At 62.6% G+C, this 19,430-nt stretch carries 19 protein-coding genes; 11 read left to right on the plus strand and 8 right to left on the minus strand.

The annotated features are described in order from the left end of the window. Positions 1-160: 160 nt before the first annotated feature. Positions 161-544: an SET domain-containing protein gene (locus BQ8482_RS20160; RefSeq protein WP_123149280.1), complete on the plus strand. Its 384-nt coding sequence runs from the start codon at positions 161-163 to the stop codon at positions 542-544. 40 nt (positions 545-584) lie between these two features. Here BQ8482_RS20160 and BQ8482_RS20165 read toward each other — a convergent pair whose 3' ends face one another. From BQ8482_RS20165 to BQ8482_RS20180, 4 genes are all read right to left on the minus strand, one after another. Then, positions 585-1,523, minus strand: a complete 939-nt coding sequence (locus tag BQ8482_RS20165) for a cytochrome c (RefSeq protein ID WP_123149220.1) — start codon at positions 1,521-1,523, stop codon at positions 585-587. Positions 1,524-1,532: 9 nt separating this feature from the next. After that, complete coding sequence (locus BQ8482_RS20170) at positions 1,533-1,976, minus strand: c-type cytochrome (protein ID WP_123149221.1); 444 nt, start codon at positions 1,974-1,976, stop codon at positions 1,533-1,535. A 203-nt stretch (positions 1,977-2,179) separates the two neighbouring features. Further along, positions 2,180-2,776, minus strand: a complete 597-nt coding sequence (locus BQ8482_RS20175) for a superoxide dismutase (protein ID WP_029354634.1) — start codon at positions 2,774-2,776, stop codon at positions 2,180-2,182. Between the two features lie 105 nt (positions 2,777-2,881). Continuing rightward, the gene (locus BQ8482_RS20180; RefSeq protein WP_123149222.1) at positions 2,882-3,760 is read right to left on the minus strand and encodes a branched-chain amino acid aminotransferase; all 879 of its coding nucleotides are present in this window, start codon (positions 3,758-3,760) and stop codon (positions 2,882-2,884) included. Positions 3,761-3,914: 154 nt separating this feature from the next. On the opposite strand from BQ8482_RS20180, the gene BQ8482_RS20185 reads away from it, so the two are divergent. Further along, the gene (locus tag BQ8482_RS20185) at positions 3,915-4,577 is read left to right on the plus strand and encodes a haloacid dehalogenase type II (RefSeq protein WP_123149223.1); all 663 of its coding nucleotides are present in this window, start codon (positions 3,915-3,917) and stop codon (positions 4,575-4,577) included. Between the two features lie 270 nt (positions 4,578-4,847). Next, positions 4,848-5,672, plus strand: a complete 825-nt coding sequence (locus BQ8482_RS20190) for a L,D-transpeptidase (RefSeq protein WP_123149224.1) — start codon at positions 4,848-4,850, stop codon at positions 5,670-5,672. Between the two features lie 119 nt (positions 5,673-5,791). Here the strand turns inward: BQ8482_RS20190 and BQ8482_RS20195 are convergent, their stop codons facing one another. Continuing rightward, the gene (locus tag BQ8482_RS20195) at positions 5,792-7,339 is read right to left on the minus strand and encodes a helicase HerA-like C-terminal domain-containing protein (protein ID WP_123149225.1); all 1,548 of its coding nucleotides are present in this window, start codon (positions 7,337-7,339) and stop codon (positions 5,792-5,794) included. A 260-nt stretch (positions 7,340-7,599) separates the two neighbouring features. Here BQ8482_RS20195 and BQ8482_RS20200 point away from each other — a divergent pair, with 260 nt between their 5' ends. From BQ8482_RS20200 to BQ8482_RS20215, 4 genes are all read left to right on the plus strand, one after another. Then, positions 7,600-9,042, plus strand: a complete 1,443-nt coding sequence (locus BQ8482_RS20200) for a methylmalonyl-CoA mutase subunit beta (RefSeq protein ID WP_123149226.1) — start codon at positions 7,600-7,602, stop codon at positions 9,040-9,042. Next, on the plus strand, positions 9,039-11,162 hold the full coding sequence (gene scpA, locus BQ8482_RS20205; RefSeq protein ID WP_123149227.1) for a methylmalonyl-CoA mutase: 2,124 nt from the start codon (positions 9,039-9,041) through the stop codon (positions 11,160-11,162). The genes BQ8482_RS20200 and scpA overlap by 4 nt, the downstream gene beginning before the upstream one ends. A 70-nt stretch (positions 11,163-11,232) precedes the next feature. Then, positions 11,233-11,454: an AbrB/MazE/SpoVT family DNA-binding domain-containing protein gene (locus BQ8482_RS20210; protein WP_123149228.1), complete on the plus strand. Its 222-nt coding sequence runs from the start codon at positions 11,233-11,235 to the stop codon at positions 11,452-11,454. Next, a complete protein-coding gene (locus BQ8482_RS20215) occupies positions 11,451-11,840 on the plus strand; it encodes a type II toxin-antitoxin system death-on-curing family toxin (RefSeq protein ID WP_123149229.1) in 390 nt (129 codons plus the stop codon). The genes BQ8482_RS20210 and BQ8482_RS20215 overlap by 4 nt, the downstream gene beginning before the upstream one ends. Here the strand turns inward: BQ8482_RS20215 and greA are convergent. Continuing rightward, positions 11,837-12,310 carry a transcription elongation factor GreA gene (gene greA / locus BQ8482_RS20220; protein WP_123149230.1) on the minus strand — a complete coding sequence of 158 codons (474 nt, stop codon included), beginning with the start codon at positions 12,308-12,310 and terminating at the stop codon, positions 11,837-11,839. The genes BQ8482_RS20215 and greA overlap by 4 nt on opposite strands. A gap of 117 nt (positions 12,311-12,427) precedes the next feature. Here greA and BQ8482_RS20225 point away from each other — a divergent pair, with 117 nt between their 5' ends. Continuing rightward, positions 12,428-13,801, plus strand: a complete 1,374-nt coding sequence (locus BQ8482_RS20225) for a TIGR03808 family TAT-translocated repetitive protein (protein WP_123149281.1) — start codon at positions 12,428-12,430, stop codon at positions 13,799-13,801. Here the strand turns inward: BQ8482_RS20225 and BQ8482_RS20230 are convergent. Then, entirely contained in the window at positions 13,789-14,811 is a 1,023-nt protein-coding gene (locus BQ8482_RS20230) for an asparaginase (RefSeq protein WP_123149231.1), read from the minus strand. The genes BQ8482_RS20225 and BQ8482_RS20230 overlap by 13 nt on opposite strands. Positions 14,812-14,917: 106 nt before the next feature. Next, the gene (locus BQ8482_RS20235) at positions 14,918-16,084 is read right to left on the minus strand and encodes an acetyl-CoA acetyltransferase (RefSeq protein WP_123149282.1); all 1,167 of its coding nucleotides are present in this window, start codon (positions 16,082-16,084) and stop codon (positions 14,918-14,920) included. Between the two features lie 223 nt (positions 16,085-16,307). Here BQ8482_RS20235 and betI point away from each other — a divergent pair, with 223 nt between their 5' ends. Genes betI through BQ8482_RS20250 form a run of 3 tightly spaced genes read left to right on the plus strand, consistent with a single transcriptional unit; the run spans position 16,308 to position 19,428 of the window. Then, complete coding sequence (gene betI / locus BQ8482_RS20240) at positions 16,308-16,898, plus strand: choline-binding transcriptional repressor BetI (RefSeq protein ID WP_123149232.1); 591 nt, start codon at positions 16,308-16,310, stop codon at positions 16,896-16,898. Further along, positions 16,895-18,424, plus strand: a complete 1,530-nt coding sequence (betC, locus tag BQ8482_RS20245) for a choline-sulfatase (protein ID WP_123149233.1) — start codon at positions 16,895-16,897, stop codon at positions 18,422-18,424. The genes betI and betC overlap by 4 nt, the downstream gene beginning before the upstream one ends. After that, positions 18,421-19,428 (plus strand): threonine/serine dehydratase family protein, encoded by a 1,008-nt coding sequence (locus BQ8482_RS20250; protein WP_123149234.1) that lies wholly within the window; start codon positions 18,421-18,423, stop codon positions 19,426-19,428. The genes betC and BQ8482_RS20250 overlap by 4 nt, the downstream gene beginning before the upstream one ends. The last annotated feature ends 2 nt before the right edge of the window (positions 19,429-19,430 follow it).

The following is a 19,430-nucleotide window of genomic DNA, read 5'->3' on the forward strand; positions in this document are numbered from 1 at the left end:
AGCTTGATCTTGCGCACGATCCCCAACGGGGAATCGATTCCGATTTCGGGTCATGGCCTGGCTGATTTTCCGCTCGCAATTGCGATGGCCGCGCGCTACCCAATGCGCGGCTTTTCGCAGCCGCGCCGCCAAAATCATCCAGTCAAGTCAAGGGTCTGCCATGTTGCTCGTCGACGTCTATCTCGACAAATCGCCCATCCAGGGCATCGGTGTCTTTGCCAAGAACCACATCCCACGGGGCACACTGGTCTGGAAGCTCGATCCCAATTACGACCGGCGTATCCCCGTCGAGGTCTATGAGCGCGAAACCGGGTCGGTTAAAGCCTATCTCGATCGCTATTCCTACCCCGACCGGCGCGACCCGAACTACATCGTTTTCGAAGCCGACGACGCGCGCTACATGAACCATGCCGATGACCCGAATTGCGACGTCGCCACACCCGAGGAGACATATGCGTTGCGTGACATAGCGCCCGGCGAGGAGATGACCTGCGACTACAATCATTTCTTCGAAGCCGGCTTCGATTTCCTCGGCGACCGCTGACGCGCCGCCATCCCGTCCGGTTTTCGCGTCAGCTCGAAGGCTACTTGCGCGCCGGATAGCCATTGGGATGCGGCGGTATGGCCTTCAGATAGGCTGATATTGCCGCCCGGTCCTCGGGCGTCAGTTCGGCCATGTTTCTCTGCACGTCGACCATGGCGCCACCGACGGAATCGAAATCCGGCGTGAAGCCGGTTTCGAGAAAGTAGGCTATGTCGGCCTCCGACCAGTCACTGAGCCCGCCTTCACCCGAAGTAATGTTCGGCACGATGCCGCTGCCTTCGGCAGCAGTGGCTCCGGACAGCCACTCGCTCTTCCTGGTGCCGCCAGCAAAATCACGCGGCGTGTGGCATTCGCCGCAATGGCCCGGCCCTTCGACCAGGTAGCGGCCGGCCATCACCGGATCCGGCGTGCCATCGGGGAAGGAAACCACCGGCTTGTCACTCAAATAGAGACGCTTCCAGAGCCCGACGCCGCGACGGATATTGAACGGGAATCCCAATGAATTGGGCGGCGCCTTGCCGGCGACCGCCGGAAGCGTTTTCAGGAAGGCATGGAGATCGGCAATGTCGGCCGGCTTCATGCGCGCGTAGGATGCATAAGGAAACGCCGGATAGAAATGCTCGCCGCTCGGCGACACCCCCTTCATCATTGCGTTGGCGAGGTCTTCGACCGACCAGGCGCCGATACCGTCCTTGGCATCCTGCGAGATGTTCGGTGGCACGAAGGTGCCGAACGGCGTCTTGAGTTCGAGACCGCCTGCCAGTTGAAGTCGGGCATCGCCTTGTGAGCCTGGCTTCGCATGACACGATGTGCAGCCTCCGGCTTTAAAAACGCGCTTGCCCCTGGCGGCATCGCCGGGGCCGAGTTGCGCCAGGGTCTCAGTGTCGAGCCTGACCGGCGCCGACTGGAACCAGCCGGCGACAGCGCCGGCGGCGCCCAGTAGGAGGGCGGCGCCGACGAGTTTTTTCAGCCGGCGCATCGCCCGCTATCAGCCCTTCTTTATCCTGTATGTTTGGTGGCAGGTGCCACAATCGCCGCCTATGGTGTTGAACCCCGCCTTCAAGGCATCAACGTCGGCAGGGGCGGCGGCCGCCGCCGCCTTGACGTCGGCGAGATATTTTTCCTCAACCGTCTTGAAGCCGGCCATATCCTCCCAGATCTTGGGGGCAGCGGTGGTGTCGCCGGTTTCGCTGCCAGCCGGGAAAAGGGTCTCGACGTTTGCATGGAATTTCTCGGCATTCGCCTGCAGCGCCTTCAACGCCACCAGCACGGCCGCGGCGTCATAAGGGGTCTCGCCCTTGACCACTTTCGACAATTGGCCGGCGATCTTTCCACGTTCCTTCATTAGGGCCTGGCGGTCCTGGATCGGATCGGCGAATGCCGCCGAACCGGCGAAGGCGAGCATCGAGATGGCGAGGATAAGCTTTCTCATTCAATTGGCTCCATGGTGAAGATGTTTCGGGTGAAGGTCCGACTGATCGATAACGGCAAAATTGGCTTAAAAATTCCGGAAATTCGCCTCACGCTTGTGTGAATTTTCGCGACGATCGTTCTGTGCTGGAAAAGGGCGGCCGATCCCTTGAGCCAAAAAGAAAGCCCCGGTTTTGCCGGGGCTTTCTTGCAACTCAGTTAGGCCTATGCCTTTTCGTAGAGCTCGAGGACATGGTCCCAGTTGATGAGACTGTCGACGAAGGCTTCGAGATATTTCGGCCGGGCGTTGCGATAGTCGATGTAATAGGAGTGCTCCCAGACATCGACGCCCAGGATCGGCGTCGCGCCATGGACCAGCGGGTTCTCGCCGTTCGGCGTCTTCGAGATCGCCAGCTTGCCGTCCTTGACCGAAACCCAGGCCCAGCCCGAACCGAACTGAGTGGTTCCGGCGGCGATGAAGTCGGCCTTGAACTTGTCATAGCCGCCGAGGTCGCTGTCGAACGCCTTTTGCAGCGCGCCCGGCAATTTGTTGCCGCCGCCGCCCTTCTTCATCCACTTCCAGAAATGGATGTGGTTGTAATGCTGGCCGGCATTGTTGAAGAGCCCGGGGTTCTTGCCGAAGGACTGTTTCACAACCTCTTCGACCGACAAATCGCCGAGCCCGGCTTCGGCAGCAAGCTTGTTGCCGTTGTCGACATAGGCCTTGTGGTGCTTGTCGTGGTGATACTCCAGCGTCTCCTTCGACATGTAAGGCTGCAAAGCCTCGTAGTCATAGGGCAAGGCGGGCAGTTCAAAAGCCATCGGTCGTACTCCTCGTGGAAAAATCCGGTGCAATACTGGACTAACATAGGTCTGGATTGATATGGAGCAACTCCGGAATGAAGCGCCGGTTCGCTTTTTCGCCAGTCAGCCGGTCGAAGTCGAATGCGCCCAATCCCAGTAGAGTTCGCGCGCCTTCTTGGCTACAGGCCCGGGCTGAAGATTTCGATCCTCGATGCGGGTGACCGGCACGACCTTCGAATGGTTTCCCGTCGAGAATATCTCGTCCGCTTCGAGGAAATCGCGCACCGACAGCGTCTTTTCGGTGGTCTTGAACCCATACTCGTCAAGCAGCATCATCGTCCGCGAGCGGGTTATGCCGGACAGGAACGTGCCGTTCGGCGCCGGCGTCAGGACATGGCCGTCTTTGACCAGGAAAATGTTCGAGGTTCCGGTCTCGGCGACATTGCCAAGCATGTCGAGCACCAAGGCATTGTCGAAGCCGCGCATCTTGGCTTCGAGGATGGCACGACCGTTGTTGGGATAAAGGCAGCCGGCCTTGGCGTTGGTCGGCATGGTTTCGATGGTCGGACGCCGGAACGGCGAGACGGTGACCGAAAAGCCCGACGGTGGGATCATCGGCGATTCATAGAGGCAAAGGCAGAAACGGGTCGAGGCCGGATCGGCCGGCACGCCCATATAGCCACCATGCTCGGCCCAGTACATCGGCCTTATGTAGACCGCCGTCTTGCCGTCGAACTTCTTCAGCCCGTCCCAGGTCAGCCCGACGATCTTTTCGGCGCTCATGGATGGTTTGAGACCAAGCGCGATCGCCGAAGCGTTTACCCTCGCGGCGTGGCGGTCGAGGTCGGGGGCGACGCCCTCGAACCAGCGGGCACCGTCGAACACGCTGGTGCCGAGCCACATGGCATGACTGCGCGGCCCTAGGATGGCGACGTTGCCTTCGTACCAGTCGCCATCCACAAAGGTCCATGTCGCGGATTGCGCCGCAGTCGCCAGTGTCATCGCTTGGTGTCCGTTCCAGACTGTCCTGTGTCGCCATTGGAAGATGCTTTGGCGTCTGCCGTCAACGGGGATCGCTGAGATTTGTTGAGGCCAGCGCTATGTGAACTGCAATCTGTGCTTGCGCCTAGCCTTGCCTCGCCGCAAAACTGTCACCATGCACCACGCGGCTTACGTTTTCGACGCTTACGGCACGCTGTTCGATGTCCATGCCGCCGTGCGCCGTCATGCCGACCAGATCGGGCCGGATGGCCAGCTCCTGTCGGAGATATGGCGCGCCAAGCAGCTGGAATATTCCTGGGTCAGGACGCTGATGGGCGCCTACGCCGATTTCTGGCAACTCACCGAGCAGGCGCTCGATTTCGCGCTGCGCAAGGTTCCCTCGGCGGACAAGGGGCTCAGGGCCAAGCTGCTCGACGCCTATTGGCGGCTCGACTGCTATCCGGAGGTGCCGGCCGTGCTCAAGGCGCTCAAGGGGTCTGGCGCCAAGCTGGCGATCCTCTCCAACGGCTCGCCTGAAATGCTGGAGGCGGCGGTCAAATCGGCCGCGCTCGACCAGTTTCTTGACGACATCTATTCCGTCGATGCCGTCAAGCGCTTCAAGGCCGATCCGTCGGTCTACGACATGGTCACGACAGGCTGGCGCCTCTATCCGGATGCGGTGTCGTTTCAGTCATCCAACCGCTGGGACGTCGCCGGCGCCACCAAATTCGGTTTCCGGACAGTCTGGATCAACCGCTCCGACCAGCCCGAGGAATATCGGGATTTTCCGCCGGCCCTGATCCTGCCCTCGCTCGAAGGCTTGCTGGCCGGAGGCTGACACATGACCCCAAAAATCGGAATCGATTTGCAAAGGATCATGCGCAAATTAAGGGTGCTACAGCGTCCTTTACGCATCCAAATGGACGCGCGGCGCTGTAGGCCTGTTGCCTCGGCGCAACAGGGGCGGAACCGTCACAGCTTTGCCTTTGTTTGTCCACCCTCAGGCCAGAATCGGAACCGCCTATCGCGCCGGGCATTGGTAGGGCTGGCGCCGTACTGATCGGCGTATTGATGTTTGTTTCGATTTGAGACCTAAAAAAAGGCAACCATGTTCACAACCGAAATCGAGTCCTATCGCCTGAGCCGTCGCGGCTTTCTCAACGCCGCTGCACTCGGCGCCGCCTCGATTGCGGTTTCCGCCTGCACCACGGTGGGAGGGCAGCCGGTCGAGCCGCCGCCGCCAGCCAACGTCGAGCCGCCGCTCCTGGACTATGCAACAATGTACGCTCCGGTCAGCGACGGTGGGTTCGAGCTCCCGGGCATACCGTTCGAGAAAATCGACGAGCAATTTCTGCGTCAGATCGTTCCCGATCCGACCGGCCAACGGCCCGGCACCATTGTCGTCGATACGGCTGGCCACCACCTCTATCTCGTGCGTTCGGGCGGAAAAGCCATTCGTTACGGCGTCGGGCTGGGTCGCGCCGGTTTCGAATGGTCTGGCGATGCCGTCGTCCAGTGGAAGCAGAAGTGGCCGAAATGGACCCCGCCGGCCGAAATGATCGCCCGCCAGCCCGAGCTCGCAAAATACAGCGCCGAGAATGGCGGCATGCCCGGCGGGCTGACGAATCCGCTCGGCGCGCGGGCGCTGTATCTGTTCGAGGGCAACGAGGACACGCTTTACCGCCTGCACGGTTCGCCGGAGTGGTTCTCCATAGGCAAATCGGTATCATCCGGCTGCGTTCGCTTGATAAATCAGGACATCATCGATCTCTACGACCGCGTGCCCAACAAGACGCCGGTGGTCGTTACCGCCGGTGTCGGTCAGGAGCTGGTTGCCACGGCAGACCGCAAAGCCATTCCGATCGATGCGGGCGTCCCGGAAGGATCGATCCTGCTCGGCCCGGCAAGAACGATCTCGGACTCGATTTTCTGAGCTGGTCGAAAGCGCTGGAGCGGTGGACTTTCGGCGCCGCAACTTTCCGGTCCGATGCTTTTCCCTGAGCAGTCGGATTCTCGCAAAACCGGTGCCCACTTTGGTCCGATGCGGTACTTTCAGCGCCGCCCCCTTGCCAGGCTGCCGAGGATGCCGCGCACGATTGCCCGTCCGACGGATGAACCGACCGAGCGAACCACCGATTTGATCGCCGCCTCCGCCACCGTCTGGCGATTTGACGCTCGCGGCGCCGGTGCTCGCCTGCCGCCGGTGGGCTGGTGGGCGGGATCGTCATTGCCGAAGCCTGGAATGGTCCAGCGTGAGCCGCCGCTCTCCTGCTGCTGCGCCTCCGCGTCCAGCGCATCCTTGGCTTTTTTCTGCAGCATCTCGAAAGCCGATTCGCGATCGACGGTCTGATCGTACTGTCCCGCGACCGGGCTCTCGGTGATCAGCGTACGGCGCTCGTCAGGCGTGATCGGGCCAAGTCGCGACGACGGCGGGCGAACTAGCGTCCGCTGGACCATCGACGGAACACCTTTGGCTTCCAGCGTCGAGACCAGCGCCTCGCCGGTGCCGAGCTGCGTGATCACGGTTGCACAGTCGAAATCGGGATTGGGCCTGAACGTCTCGGCGGCGGTCCTCACGGCCTTCTGCTCCCGTGGCGTGTAGGCGCGCAGGGCGTGCTGCACGCGGTTGCCGAGCTGGGCTAGAACCGTTTCGGGGATATCCAGCGGATTCTGGGTGACGAAGTAAACGCCGACGCCTTTCGAGCGGATCAGGCGGACCACCTGTTCGACGCGGTCGACCAGCACCTTCGGCGCGTCATCGAACAGAAGGTGCGCCTCGTCGAAGAAGAAGACCAGCTTCGGCTTGTCGGGATCGCCGACTTCGGGAAGCTCCTCGAACAGTTCCGACATCAGCCACAACAGGAATGTCGCATAGAGCCGGGGATTCATCATCAGCTTGTCGGCGGCCAGCACGCTGATCGCGCCGCGGCCGTCGCGGGTGGTGCGCATGATGTCGGCGATCCGTAGCGCCGGCTCGCCGAAGAAGTTCGTCGCTCCCTGCTGCTCCAGGACCAGCAGCGTGCGCTGGATCGCGCCGACCGAGGGTTTTGTGACATTGCCGTAGCGAGCGCCGATTTCTTCGGCGCGTTCGGCGATGTTGGCAAGAAGCGCTTGCAGGTCCTTCAGGTCCAGCAGCAACAGGCCCTCTTCGTCGGCGATGCGGAAGGCGATGTTCATGATGCCTTCCTGCGCCTCGGACAGGTTCATCAGGCGCGACAGAAGCAGCGGCCCCATTTCCGAGACGGTTGCGCGGATCGGATGGCCCTGCTCGCCGAACAAATCCCAGAAGATGACCGGAAATTCCTGGAAATCATAAGGATCGAGCTTGACCTGCTCGGCGCGCTTGACCAGAAAATCCTGTGCCGTGCCCATCATGGCGATACCGGACAGATCGCCCTTGATGTCGGCGCAGAAGACCGGCACGCCGGCATTGGAGAAACCTTCCGCCAGAATCTGCAAGGTCACGGTCTTGCCAGTACCGGTCGCACCGGTGACCAGGCCGTGACGATTGCCATACTGAAGCAGCAGATTTTCGGCGCGCTGGTAGCTGTCATCAGGCTTTCGGCTGGCTCCTATGAAAATACTGGTGTCGTCAGCCATGTGTCCGGTCTCCGCAAACCTGAAGTGTTGAACGCCCTGGTCTATTGAAAGTAATGGGGCTCGCCGCAGGTATAATGACGCCATTGCGCAGCGACAATGGCCATGGTCGAAATTGGGCTTTTTGGAGCTTGCGGATTTTACGCATGTTTGGCAATCGGTTGACGGTTCACCGTCGCAGGACGCGTGTTGCATTGTGATATGGGACGGGGAACCGTAGACTGACGTTCCAGGCCTATCGGCCGAGAAGACGAGGAGAGCGGATGGGCGCCGGTGCCTTGAACCACGATGCCAAACTTCCGAACCCTGACCGGCAGCGGTGGCTGGCCCTTGCGGAAAAAGCCTTGGCCGGCGAATCCTTCGAGGAAAAGCTCGTATCCCATACGGACGATGGCATCCGTATCGAGCCGCTCTATGATCGTTCGGTCACCGCAGAGCCTCTCGCGCGGGCAAATCCCAGATCGCCGTGGATCGTCAGCCAGCGTATCGACGACCCCGATGTCGGCCGCGCCAAAGCCCAGGCCCTGGAAGACGTCGCACAGGGCGCCACCGGATTGTCGCTTGTCTTCGAAGGCGCGCCGAATGCGTTCGGCTACGGCCTGCCGAGGACTGCCGAGGCGCTGGAGACCGTGCTCGACGGCGTGCCGCTCAATCGCATCCAGGTCCGCATCGACGCGCATCCCTGGAGCCGCGCCGTGGCCGACTGGCTGGTTGCGTTCTTGAGCAAGCGCCGGTCGGACCCGGCAAAACTCAACCTTTCCTTCGGTATCGATCCGGCGGCGATCTTTGCCGGAACCGGCCGCTTGCGGATGTCGATCGAGGCCCTGCAGGCATCGATGCCGCAGTCCCTGGCACATTTTTTCTCGATGGGCGTTCCCGGGGTTCTGCTGGAGGCAGGCGGACGCGTCTTCCACAATGCCGGCGCCACCGAAGCGCAGGAGCTGGGCGCCATGATGGCTTCGGCGGTCTCCTATCTCCGGATGTTCGATGAGGCGCGCCAGCCGCTCGTCTATGCGGCGCCCCATATCGGCTTTGCGCTGAGCGTCGACCAGGATCAATTCGTGTCGATGGCCAAGGTCAGGGCTTTGCGCAGGCTGTGGGCACGTGTTCAGGAGGCATGCTCGATCGCCGCCTCCACCGCCAACATCCATGCCGAGACGTCCTTCCGCATGATGACTTCGGCGGACCCGGAGACGAACATCCTGCGTACTGCGATCGCCGGTTTTGCCGCGGCAGCCGGCGGGGCGGATTCGATCTCCATCCTGCCGCATACGATCGCGCACGGCCTGCCGGCGGGCTTTGCCCGCCGTGTCGCCCGCAATACGCAACTGATCATGGCCAGCGAAAGCCATATCGATCATGTCGCCGACTCTGCTTGCGGTTCGGGCGCGGTTGAAGCGCTGACCGCCGAACTCTGCGAAGCGGCGTGGGAAGAATTCCAGCGGATCGAGGCGGAAGGCGGCGTGCTGTCCAGCCTGCAGCAAGGACACATCCAGAAACGGGTTCAGGCGGCCGCCGCCCGCCGCAATGCTGCCTATCAGGCGGGCGATCGGGCCATCATCGGCACGACGCTTCACCCGTCGAAGACCGAACGTCCGGTCGAAACGCTGGCGGCGGAGCGGCGGCCTGCCGTCACCGAGGGCGTAGCGGTATGCGAGCCGCTGTTTCCGATCCGCCTCGATCAATCGATCGGAGCAGCGCCATGATCCCGGATTTCAGCCAGATCGGCTGGTCGGCGCCGCGCCGGGCGCCGATCGAGGCCAAGGGCCAGCGGATGACCCCGGAAGGGTTGGCCATCAAGCATCTGTACAACCAGGGCGACCTCCAGGGGTTACCGCATCTCGACACCTATCCGGGCCTGCCGCCATTCGTGCGCGGCCCCTACCCGACCATGTATGTCCAGCAGCCGTGGACGATCCGGCAATATGCCGGCTTCTCGACGGCGGAAGAGTCGAATGCCTTTTACCGGCGCAACCTTGCAGCCGGCCAGAAGGGACTGTCGGTCGCTTTCGACCTCGCCACGCATCGCGGCTACGACAGCGATCATCCGCGTGTTGCCGGCGATGTCGGCATGGCCGGCGTCGCCATCGATTCCATCCTCGACATGCGCCAGCTCTTCGACGGCATACCACTTGACGAGATGACGGTGTCGATGACCATGAATGGCGCGGTGCTGCCGATCATGGCGCTCTACATCGTGGCGGCGGAAGAACAGGGCGTTGCGCAGAAGGACCTCGCCGGAACCATTCAGAACGACATCCTGAAAGAGTTCATGGTGCGCAACACCTACATCTATCCGCCAAAGCCTTCGATGCGGATAGTGTCGGACATCTTCTCCTACACGTCGCAGCACATGCCGAAGTTCAATTCGATTTCGATCTCCGGCTATCACATGCAAGAGGCAGGTGCGACCGCCGACCTCGAGCTCGCCTACACGATCGCCGACGGCATCGAATATGCCCGCGCCGGTGTCGCGGCGGGTCTCGATATCGACCGTTTTGCGCCGCGCCTTTCCTTCTTCTGGGCGATCGGCATGAACTTCTTCATGGAGGTCGCCAAGCTAAGGGCAGCCCGCCTTTTGTGGTCGAACCTGATGCTGAAGAACTTCTTGCCGAAGGACGAGCGCTCGCTGTCACTGCGCACCCATTGCCAGACTTCGGGCTGGTCGCTGACGGCGCAGGACCCCTACAACAACATCATCCGCACCATGATCGAGGCGATGGCGGCGACGCAGGGTCATACGCAATCGCTGCACACCAACGCCTTCGACGAGGCGATGGCGCTGCCGACCGACCATTCGGCTCGTATCGCCCGCAACACGCAGCTCATCCTGCAAAAGGAATCCGGTACCACCCGCATCATCGATCCATGGGGAGGCTCCGCCTATCTCGAACGGCTGACGCATGACCTGGCGGCGCGCGCGCTTGCCCATATCGAAGAGGTCGAGAGCCTGGGCGGGATGGCCGCCGCAACCGAAAAAAACATACCGAAGCTGCGCATCGAAGAGGCCGCCGCGCGCACGCAGGCGCGGATCGATTCCGGCGAGCAGATACTGGTCGGCGTCAACGCCTATCGTCCGGAGACGGACATCAAAGTCGACGTGCTGAAAATCGACAACGCCGAAGTCAGAGCCCGTCAATTGTCGAAACTGCAACGGCTGAAAGGCACGCGCGACGTCGCTGCTGTCGAGAGCGCACTGAGTGCGCTGAGCCGCGCTGCGGAGAGCGGCGAAAATCTGCTGGAGTTCGCCATTCGCGCCGCGCGCGCCAACGCCACGGTCGGCGAGATTTCGCTGGCTCTGGAAAAGGTCTTCGGCCGCCATGTCGCTTCGGTCCAGACGATCTCCGGCGTCTATCGCAAGGCGCTCGGCGACAATCCGGTGGTCGACCGGCTGCAGGACAAGATCGTGGCGTTCGAGGAGAAGTCCGGCGGCAAGCCGCGCATTCTCGTCGCTAAGATGGGGCAGGACGGCCACGATCGCGGCCAGAAGGTCATCGCCACGGCCTTTGCCGATCTCGGCTTCGACGTGACCGTCGGACCGATGTTCCAGACGCCGGACGAGATCGCCAGGCTCGCGGTCGAGCACGACGTGCATATCATCGGCGCCTCGTCGCTGGCGGCGGGACATTTGACGCTCATTCCCGAACTCAAGGACGCGCTGAAGAAGCTCGGACGCGACGGCATATTGATCGTCGTCGGCGGCGTTATCCCGCCGCAGGATTACGATGCTGTGATGCAGGCGGGGGCCGCGGAGATCTTCCCGCCGGGCACGGTCATCCCCGAGGCCGCCGACCGGCTGATGGACCGGCTGTTGCAGGTTGGATGAGCCGTTATAATATATGTTGTAACGAGGGCGGGTTTCGTTATAATTGGTGTTGCAACCAAGGTGCAACGCCATGAACACGACAATCCGCAAGATCGGCAATTCCGAAGGCGTCATCCTGCCGAGGGAGCTTCTCGATCGTCTGAACCTGAAGGCTGGCGACCAGCTTCAAATCGTTGAAACCGGTGATGGCCTTGCGCTGAAGCCGGTGGACGATAGCTTCGAGCGGCAAATGAAAGCTGCCCGCGAGGTGATGGACAAATACAAAGTGGCGCTTCGAAAGCTCGCCGAATGAGCTGGCAATTCCTGAGCCGGCGCGCCGTGGAAGCGATGCACGCGGAGCAGCTGCGCCGGCATGGCGGCGCACAAGGTTTAAGAGACGAGAATGCTCTTGAATCGGCGCCCGCCCGAGCCGAGAACAAGGCGAACTATGGTGATCCATCGATCGAGGACCTGGCTGCGGCCTATATCTTCGGCACCGCCAGAAATCGCCCCTTTGTCGACGGCAACAGGCGCACGGCCATCGTCGCCGCCGGCGCGTTCCTGATTGTCAACGGCTATACGCTGACGGCCGACAACGGCACGATCTATGAATTCGTCATGGGTGTCGCCGCCGGCGAGATCGACGAGGCTGGGGCGGCGGCATTCTTCCGCGACCATGTCGTGAAGATCGAGGTCTAATTGTCGGAGAGCTTGACGATTTCCCACTCCTTGCCGTTCACCACGGCAATTTCGCCGACCTTCTTGCCGAACAAAGCCAGGGCCATCGGTGAAACATGGGAAATCGTGCCCTTGGCCGGATCGGCCTCATCCTCGCCGACGATCTTCCAGTGCACCTTCCTGCCGTCATCGCCTTCCAGCGTGACGCCCATGCCGAAGCGAACCAGGTCGCTGCCCGGTTCCGGTACGGAAAGCTCGGCGCTTTCACGCCGCGCGGTCCAGTAGCGCAGGTCGCGCGAGATGAGCGCGATGCGCTCGCGGTCGGCCCTCTTTTCCGCTCGGGCCAGATCATCGCGCAGAACAGCCAGTTCGGCGTCGATCAGCGCCAGGCCCCGTTGCGTCACCAGATTGCGGTGCGGACTGATCGGCCGCTCGCCGATGCCGGCGATGGCGTTTTCGCTATCCTCTTCGCGCGTGAAGGCTCTGCTCATTGGTTGAGCTTATGCCTCGCGCGGCGACTCCACAAGCTATTGCCGGCAAACCCGATCGGCCGATCGGTTTGGCACGATTCCTGCGGCGCGACGGCCGAACGCTGGGACTCTGTGCCGATGTTGAACAGACGAAAATTTCTCGCACAAACCGCCGGCTTTGCCGTCCTGGGCCTCTCGCTCGGCAAGGCAGCGGCAGGCAGCCTGCCCGGCATCGACAATGCCTCGATGCGCGGCTCGATCAACGCTGCCGACCTCGGCGTGCAGCTCGGCGCGCTTGACGACCAGAGCGAGGCCTTCGCCACGCTGCTGCGCGAGGCAAACGACCGCGACATGCCGGTGTTCCTGCCGCCGGGAACCTATGTCGTATCCAACCTTTCGCTGCCCAGCCGTATCAGACTTTCCGGCGTGCCGGGCGCATCGCGGATCGTCTATGGCGGCAACGGCCACCTGCTTATGGCCGAACAGGCCGAGCATATCGAATTCACCGGATTGGTATTCGACGGCACCAACCGCTGGATGGGCGATTACGCGAAAGGCCTGCTCGACCTTCGCCGCGTCGCTCACCTCGTCATCGACAATTGCCAGATCACCGGCAGCGGCAAGAACGGCCTGGCGCTCGAGCATGCTTCGGGCCGCATCGAGCGCTCGGAAATATCAGGCGCGGCCGACGCCGGCATCTATTCGGTCGAAGCCGCCGGCCTGGAGGTATCAGGCAACACCGTTTCCGACTGCGCCAATGGCGGTATCCTCGTGCACCGCCGGCAAGCGGCCGAGGACGGCACCATCGTCAGCGGCAACCGCGTCGAGCGCATTCAGGCGCGTAGCGGCGGAACCGGCCAGAACGGCAACGGCATCAATGCGTTCCGCGCCGGCAACGTCGTCATCTCGGGCAACATCGTCTCGGATTGTGCGTTTTCGGCGATCCGCGCCAACAGCGCCAGCAATCTGCATATCACCGGCAACACCTGCTCGCGGTCGGGCGAAACGGCGCTCTGTTGCGAATTCTCCTTCGAGGGGGCGATCGTCAGCAACAACATCGTCGACGGTGCCGCCAACGGCATCTCTATCGTCAATTTCAACGAAGGCGGCCGCATGGGCGTGTGTTCGGGAAACATCGTCCGCAACCTCTCGACCAGTGGCCCCTACCCTGCCGATCCACCCGGTTTCGGCATCGGTATCAACGTTGAAGCGGATACGACCGCCTTCGGCAACGTCGTCGAAAATACGCCGCTCTACGGCATGCACATCGGCTGGGGGCCATTCATGCGCAATGTGGTCGCCACGGGAAACATCATCCGCAAGGCTGGAACCGGCATCGCCGTCACCGTCGAGGGCGCCGGCACGGCGATCATCTCCGACAATGTCATCGATGGCGCCCAAAACGGCGCGATCGTCGGCCATCGCTGGGCCGAGCCGGTGACCGGCGATCTCGCCTCATCAGGCAATGCCGGCTATGCGCATCTGACCATCGAGCGCAATCATGTGCGCTGAATGCCCGATCTCAGTGCAGCAGTGGGGCGGAGTGCGCCGACCTTGGCGCCGATCCGGCTTTGGATGGGTGGATTTGCCTGTTCGATCAGCTTCTCCGCCAGTGCCTTGTCGGCGTGCAAAAGCCTGGCCATGCATGCCGCGACCATGACTTCAGCCGCGCGGCCAGCGCCATCATCGCATTTGAGCGCAATGCCAAGGCCAAGCTCCGGAAGGGCTGCGCAATAGACGCCTTCGGCCCCTCCCTTGACAAAAATCCGGCCGGGTGCGGCCTCCATCAGCGCAACATCGGCCCTGCCTGTGCCGGCGACCAGAAAGGGTTCGGCCATGCAGGCGGAAAGCAGCCGCTTTGCGGCTTTGGCGCGCACGGGTTCAAAGCCGACCCCGGTCGCCATGCGGGCAAAGCCGAGCGCGAAGCTGCGTAGCGGCACGGCATAGGTCGGGATCGAGCAGCCGTCAGTACCGCAATGATCGAAATCATGGGCGGCACCGGTCACCGCCTGCATCGCATCGCGAACCATCTCCTGCGAGGCATGGCCTGATTTGACATAGCCGCGATGGGCGATGCCGGAGTGGACGCAGGTGCAGAGAAAGCCCGCATGCTTGCCAGAACAATTGTTGTGCAGCGCGTTCGGCAAGTTACCGGCGCTGGCCAGCGCAACCGTCGCATCATGGTTCGACGGCCAATGCGCGCCGCATTCCAGCGCCGCCTCGTCCAGCCCGGCCTTCGCCAGCATCGCCCGCGCCAGTTCGACATGCGCCGGCTCGCCGGAATGCGAAGCGCAGGCTAGCGCCAGTTCGCGGTCGCCGAAACCATACGCATCGGCGGCGCCGCTTTCGACCAGCGGCAGCGCCTGGATCGCCTTAACCGCCGAGCGTGGGAACACAGGGCGGGCCGTATCGCCGATTTCCCAGACCGGCCTGCCGTCGGCATCGAAGACCGCAATGGCGCCACGATGCGCGCTCTCGACCACGGTGCCGCGCAAAACTTCGACCAGAACCGGATTCGTCATGATTTCCCCGCTGACGCATGACCTCGAAAGTCATGCGTAAAATCAAAGTGTTACAGCGTTCTTTGCGCGCCCGGAAGGGCGCGCGGCGCTGTAATGCGGGCCGCTTTTATCTGATCCGATCGAGAATGGAAACGTAGTTGGCGACCGCGGCACCGCCCATATTGAAGATGCCGCCGAGCTTGGCGCCCGGCACCTGGATGCCGCCGGCTTCGCCAACGAGCTGCATGGCGCTCAACACATGCATGGAGACGCCGGTGGCGCCGATCGGATGCCCCTTGGCCTTGAGCCCGCCGGACGGATTGACCGGCAGCCGGCCATCCTTCGCCGTCTCGCCGTCCAGCGCCAGTTTTGCGCCCTCGCCCGGTTTCGCCAGTCCCATCGCCTCATATTCGATCAGCTCGGCGATGGTGAAGCAGTCATGCGTCTCGACGAAGGACAGATCATCGAGCGTCACACCAGCCCTCTTCAGCGCCTGGTCCCAGGCCTGTTCGCAGCCTTCGAACGCCAGGATGTCGCGCTTCGACATCGGCAGGAAATCCTGCACATGCTCGTTGGCGCGGAAGGCGACGGCGCGGCGCATCTTCAACGCAGTCGCCGTGTCGGCAAGGACCAGGGCGGCGGCGCCGTCCGAAACCAGCGAGCAGTCGGTGCGTTTCAGAGGGCCAGCGACGAAGGGGTTCTTCTCGCTCTCATGCCGGCAGAACTCATAGCCGAAATCCTTGCGCATCTGCGCATAGGGATTGTCGACGCCGTTCTTGTGGTTCTTGGCGGCGATCATCGCCAGCGCGTCCGACTGGTCGCCATAGCGCTGGAAATAGGCTTGGGCGATCTTGCCGAAAACGCCGGCGAAGCCTGCCGGCGTGTCGCCCTCCTCGGGCAGATAAGAGGCCTTGAGAAGGTTCTTGCCGATTTCTGGACCTGATGTCGTCGTCATCTGCTCGGCACCGACCACCAGCACGATACGGGCGGCATTGGCGTCGATGGCGCGGATGCCTTGCCTGACCGCCGCCGAACCGGTGGCGCAAGCGTTCTCGACGCGGGTCGCCGGCTTGAAGCGCAGCCGGTCGTCGGCCTGCAGGACCAGGCTTGCGGTGAAATCCTGTGCGGAAAAGCCGGCGTTGAAGTGGCCAAGCACGATCTCGTCGACCTCGTCCGGACCGATGCCGGCATGATCGAGCGCCTCGCTAGACATCTTGGTGATCAGGCCCTCCAGCGTCTCGCCTTCGAGCTTGCCGAAACGCGAATGCGCCCAGCCGACGATGCATGCTGTCATGGTTATCTCCATCCTGCGGGCCCGGGCTACGCGATGTCGCAGCGCCTCAGCATTGTTCAAGCATGAACCGTTCCAGCGACTTCATGAAGAGGCCAGAACCACACAATCGCTTGATCTTGTGTATCTGGTCACGGCACCTGGCTTTTGCCACCAAATCAGGCTGGATTTTTGTTGATTGATCCGTCAATAAAAAATAATCTCGTCGCAACAGGCCGGAGCAAAGATGCCGAAAATCGGAATGGAGCCGTTGCGCCGCAGGGCGCTGATCGACGCGACGATCTCGGCGATCGGCGAGCACGGTTCGCTTGATGTGACGATGTCGGAAATCGCCGGGCGCGCCGGCGTGTCCTCGGCGCTTGCCCATCACTATTTCGGCGCCAAGGACGAACTTTTGCTGGCGACGATGCGGCACATCCTGGCCGAGCTGACCGCCGACATGCGGCGCGCGCTTCGATCGGCCGGCACCCCACGCCAGCGCGTTTCGGCCGTGGTCGCCGTCAATTTCTCCGACGTCCAGTTCCGGCCGGAAACGATCGCCGCCTGGCTGGCCTTCTATGTCGAGGCGCAGAAATCAGCAGCACTTCGCCGCCTGCTCAAGGTCTATGCGCGACGGCTGCATTCCAATCTGTTGAGCGGGCTGACCGGCATCCTGCCGAGAAGCGAAGCCGACCGGGTCGCCGAGGCGACAGCGGCGCTGATCGACGGGCTCTACATCAGGCGCGCGCTGAAGGACGGCGTGCCCAATGCCGCGACCGCGATCGCACTGATCGAGGATTACCTCGAAACGAAACTCAGCCGCCGGAGCGCGCAGTGACGTCAAAGCCACCCAATTTCCTGATCGTCATGGTCGATCAGCTCAACGGCACGTTGTTCCCGGATGGACCGGCGGACTTCCTGCATGCGCCGCATCTGAAGGCGCTGGCCGCTCGTTCGGCGCGCTTCAAAAACAACTACACTGCCTCGCCGCTCTGCGCGCCTGGGCGCGCCTCGTTCATGAGCGGCCAGTTGCCGTCGCGCACCGAGGTCTATGACAATGCCGCCGAATTCGTCTCGTCGATCCCGACCTATGCGCATCATCTGCGCGCCGCCGGCTACCATACCTGTCTGTCCGGAAAGATGCATTTCGTCGGGCCGGACCAGTTGCATGGTTTCGAGGAACGGCTGACTACCGACATCTATCCGGCCGATTTCGGTTGGACGCCGGATTATCGCAAGCCCGGCGAGCGGATCGACTGGTGGTATCATAATCTCGGCTCGGTGGCCGGCGCCGGCGTCGCCGAGATCACCAACCAGATGGAGTATGACGACGAGGTCGCTTTTCACGCGGTGCAGAAGCTCTATGATTTCGCCCGCGTCTCCGACGACGCTTCGCGCCGGCCGTGGTGCCTGACCGTTTCCTTCACCCATCCGCACGACCCCTATGTCGCCCGGCGGCGCTATTGGGATCTCTACGAGGACTGCCCAGCGCTTGAGCCCAAGGTGGGCTTCATTCCCTACGACAAGCAGGATGCGCATTCGCAGCGGCTCTACCGGGCGAGCGACTATGACAGCTTCAAGATCACGCCGGAGCAGATCCGCCGCGCGCGGCGCGGCTATTTCGCCAACATCTCCTATCTCGACGACAAGATCGGCGAATTGCTGTCGGTGCTGCAACGCACGCGAATGCTCGACGACACGATCATCCTTTTCTGCTCAGATCACGGCGACATGCTCGGCGAGCGAGGCCTGTGGTTCAAGATGTGTTTTTTCGAAGGCTCGGCGCGGGTGCCGCTGATGATCGCCGGAAAAGGCATACACGCCGGGCTGATCGAGACCCCAGTCTCCAATCTCGACGCGACGCCGACGCTTTGCGACTTCGCCGGCATCGACATGAGCGCGATTGCGCCATGGACCGACGGCCAGTCGCTGCTGCCGCTGCTCGACGGCAAGACGCGCACCGCACCGGTGCTGATGGAATATGCGGCCGAAGGCTCTAATGCGCCAATGGTGGCGATCCGCGAGGGTCGCTTCAAATTCATCCATTGCGAGATCGATCCGCCGCAACTGTTTGATCTTGAATCGGATCCGCTCGAGTTGACCAATCTCGCCGCCGACCCGGCGCATGCGGCTTTGGTGGCTGCATTCACCGACAAGGTTCGGGCGCGCTGGGACATGGCCGCTTTCGACGCCGCCGTCCGCGCCAGCCAGGCGCGCCGCTGGGTGGTCTATCCGGCGCTGCGCAACGGCACCCATTACCCCTGGGAATTCCAGCCGCTGCAGAAGGCTTCGGAACGCTACATGCGCAACCACATGAACCTTGACCTGCTCGAAGAGCAGAAGCGCTTTCCGCGAGGCGAATGATGACAACCCTTGTCCCCTCCCTCGATCACCTCAAACAGGCCTATGCCGCCACCGCCAAGGCGACGCAGATCACGCCGCTGCTGGAGTCAGCGGCCTTGGCCAGAGAGACCGGCGCCGCGCGCGTCTTCGTCAAGCCGGAGTCGCTGCAATGGGCGGGTTCCTTCAAGGTGCGCGGCGCCTATTGGCGGCTGAAGCGGCTTTCGCCCGATGAAGCCAGGAAGGGCGTCGTCGCCTATTCCTCCGGCAATTTTGCGCAAGGGCTGGCCGCTGCCGGCCAGGCGCTGGGCATTCCAGTGACCATCGTCATGCCGATCGACACGCCGGCCGCCAAGCGCGACGCAACGACCGGCTATGGCGCGCGCGTGGTGCTGACCGACCATGGCGAACGCGCGCGTGAGGAGGTGGCCGCCGCCACGGCGCGCGAGATCGCCGAGACCGAGGGGCTGGCGCTGCTGCATCCTTTCGACGATCCGGAGATCGTCGCTGGCCAGGCTGGTGTGGGGCTGGAGGCACTCGAGCAACTCGATACCAGGCATGCCAGCGCCGATCTTCTGTTCTGTTCGGTCGGCGGCGGCGGGCTGATCGGCGGCGTTTCGCTGGCTTTCCACTATCTGTCGCCGGCGACCGAGATCATCGGCGCCGAGCCGGAAGGTTTTAACGGCATGGGCTCGTCGCTGGCGCATGGCGTCATCGAAACCATGCCGATCGGGCCAAAATCGATATGCGACGGGCTGATGGCGCGCAAACCTGGCCACGCGCCATTCGCGGCGGTCAGAACCGCGGGCGTTCGCGGCATCACCGTCGACGATCAATCGGTGCGCCGCGCGATGCGCATCGCCTTCGAACGGATGAAGCTGGTGCTGGAACCTTCGGGCGCTGCATCGCTGGCGGCGCTGCTCGGCGGCAAGGTGGAAGTGAGCGGCAAGACCGTGCTCGTGGTGGCAACCGGCGGCAATGTCTCGCTCACCGATTTCATGACGCATATGAACGATGGGCGCATATGAAC

It is taken from the genome of Mesorhizobium delmotii, assembly GCF_900149755.1.
GTDB classification, from domain to species: Bacteria; Pseudomonadota; Alphaproteobacteria; order Rhizobiales; family Rhizobiaceae; genus Mesorhizobium; species Mesorhizobium delmotii.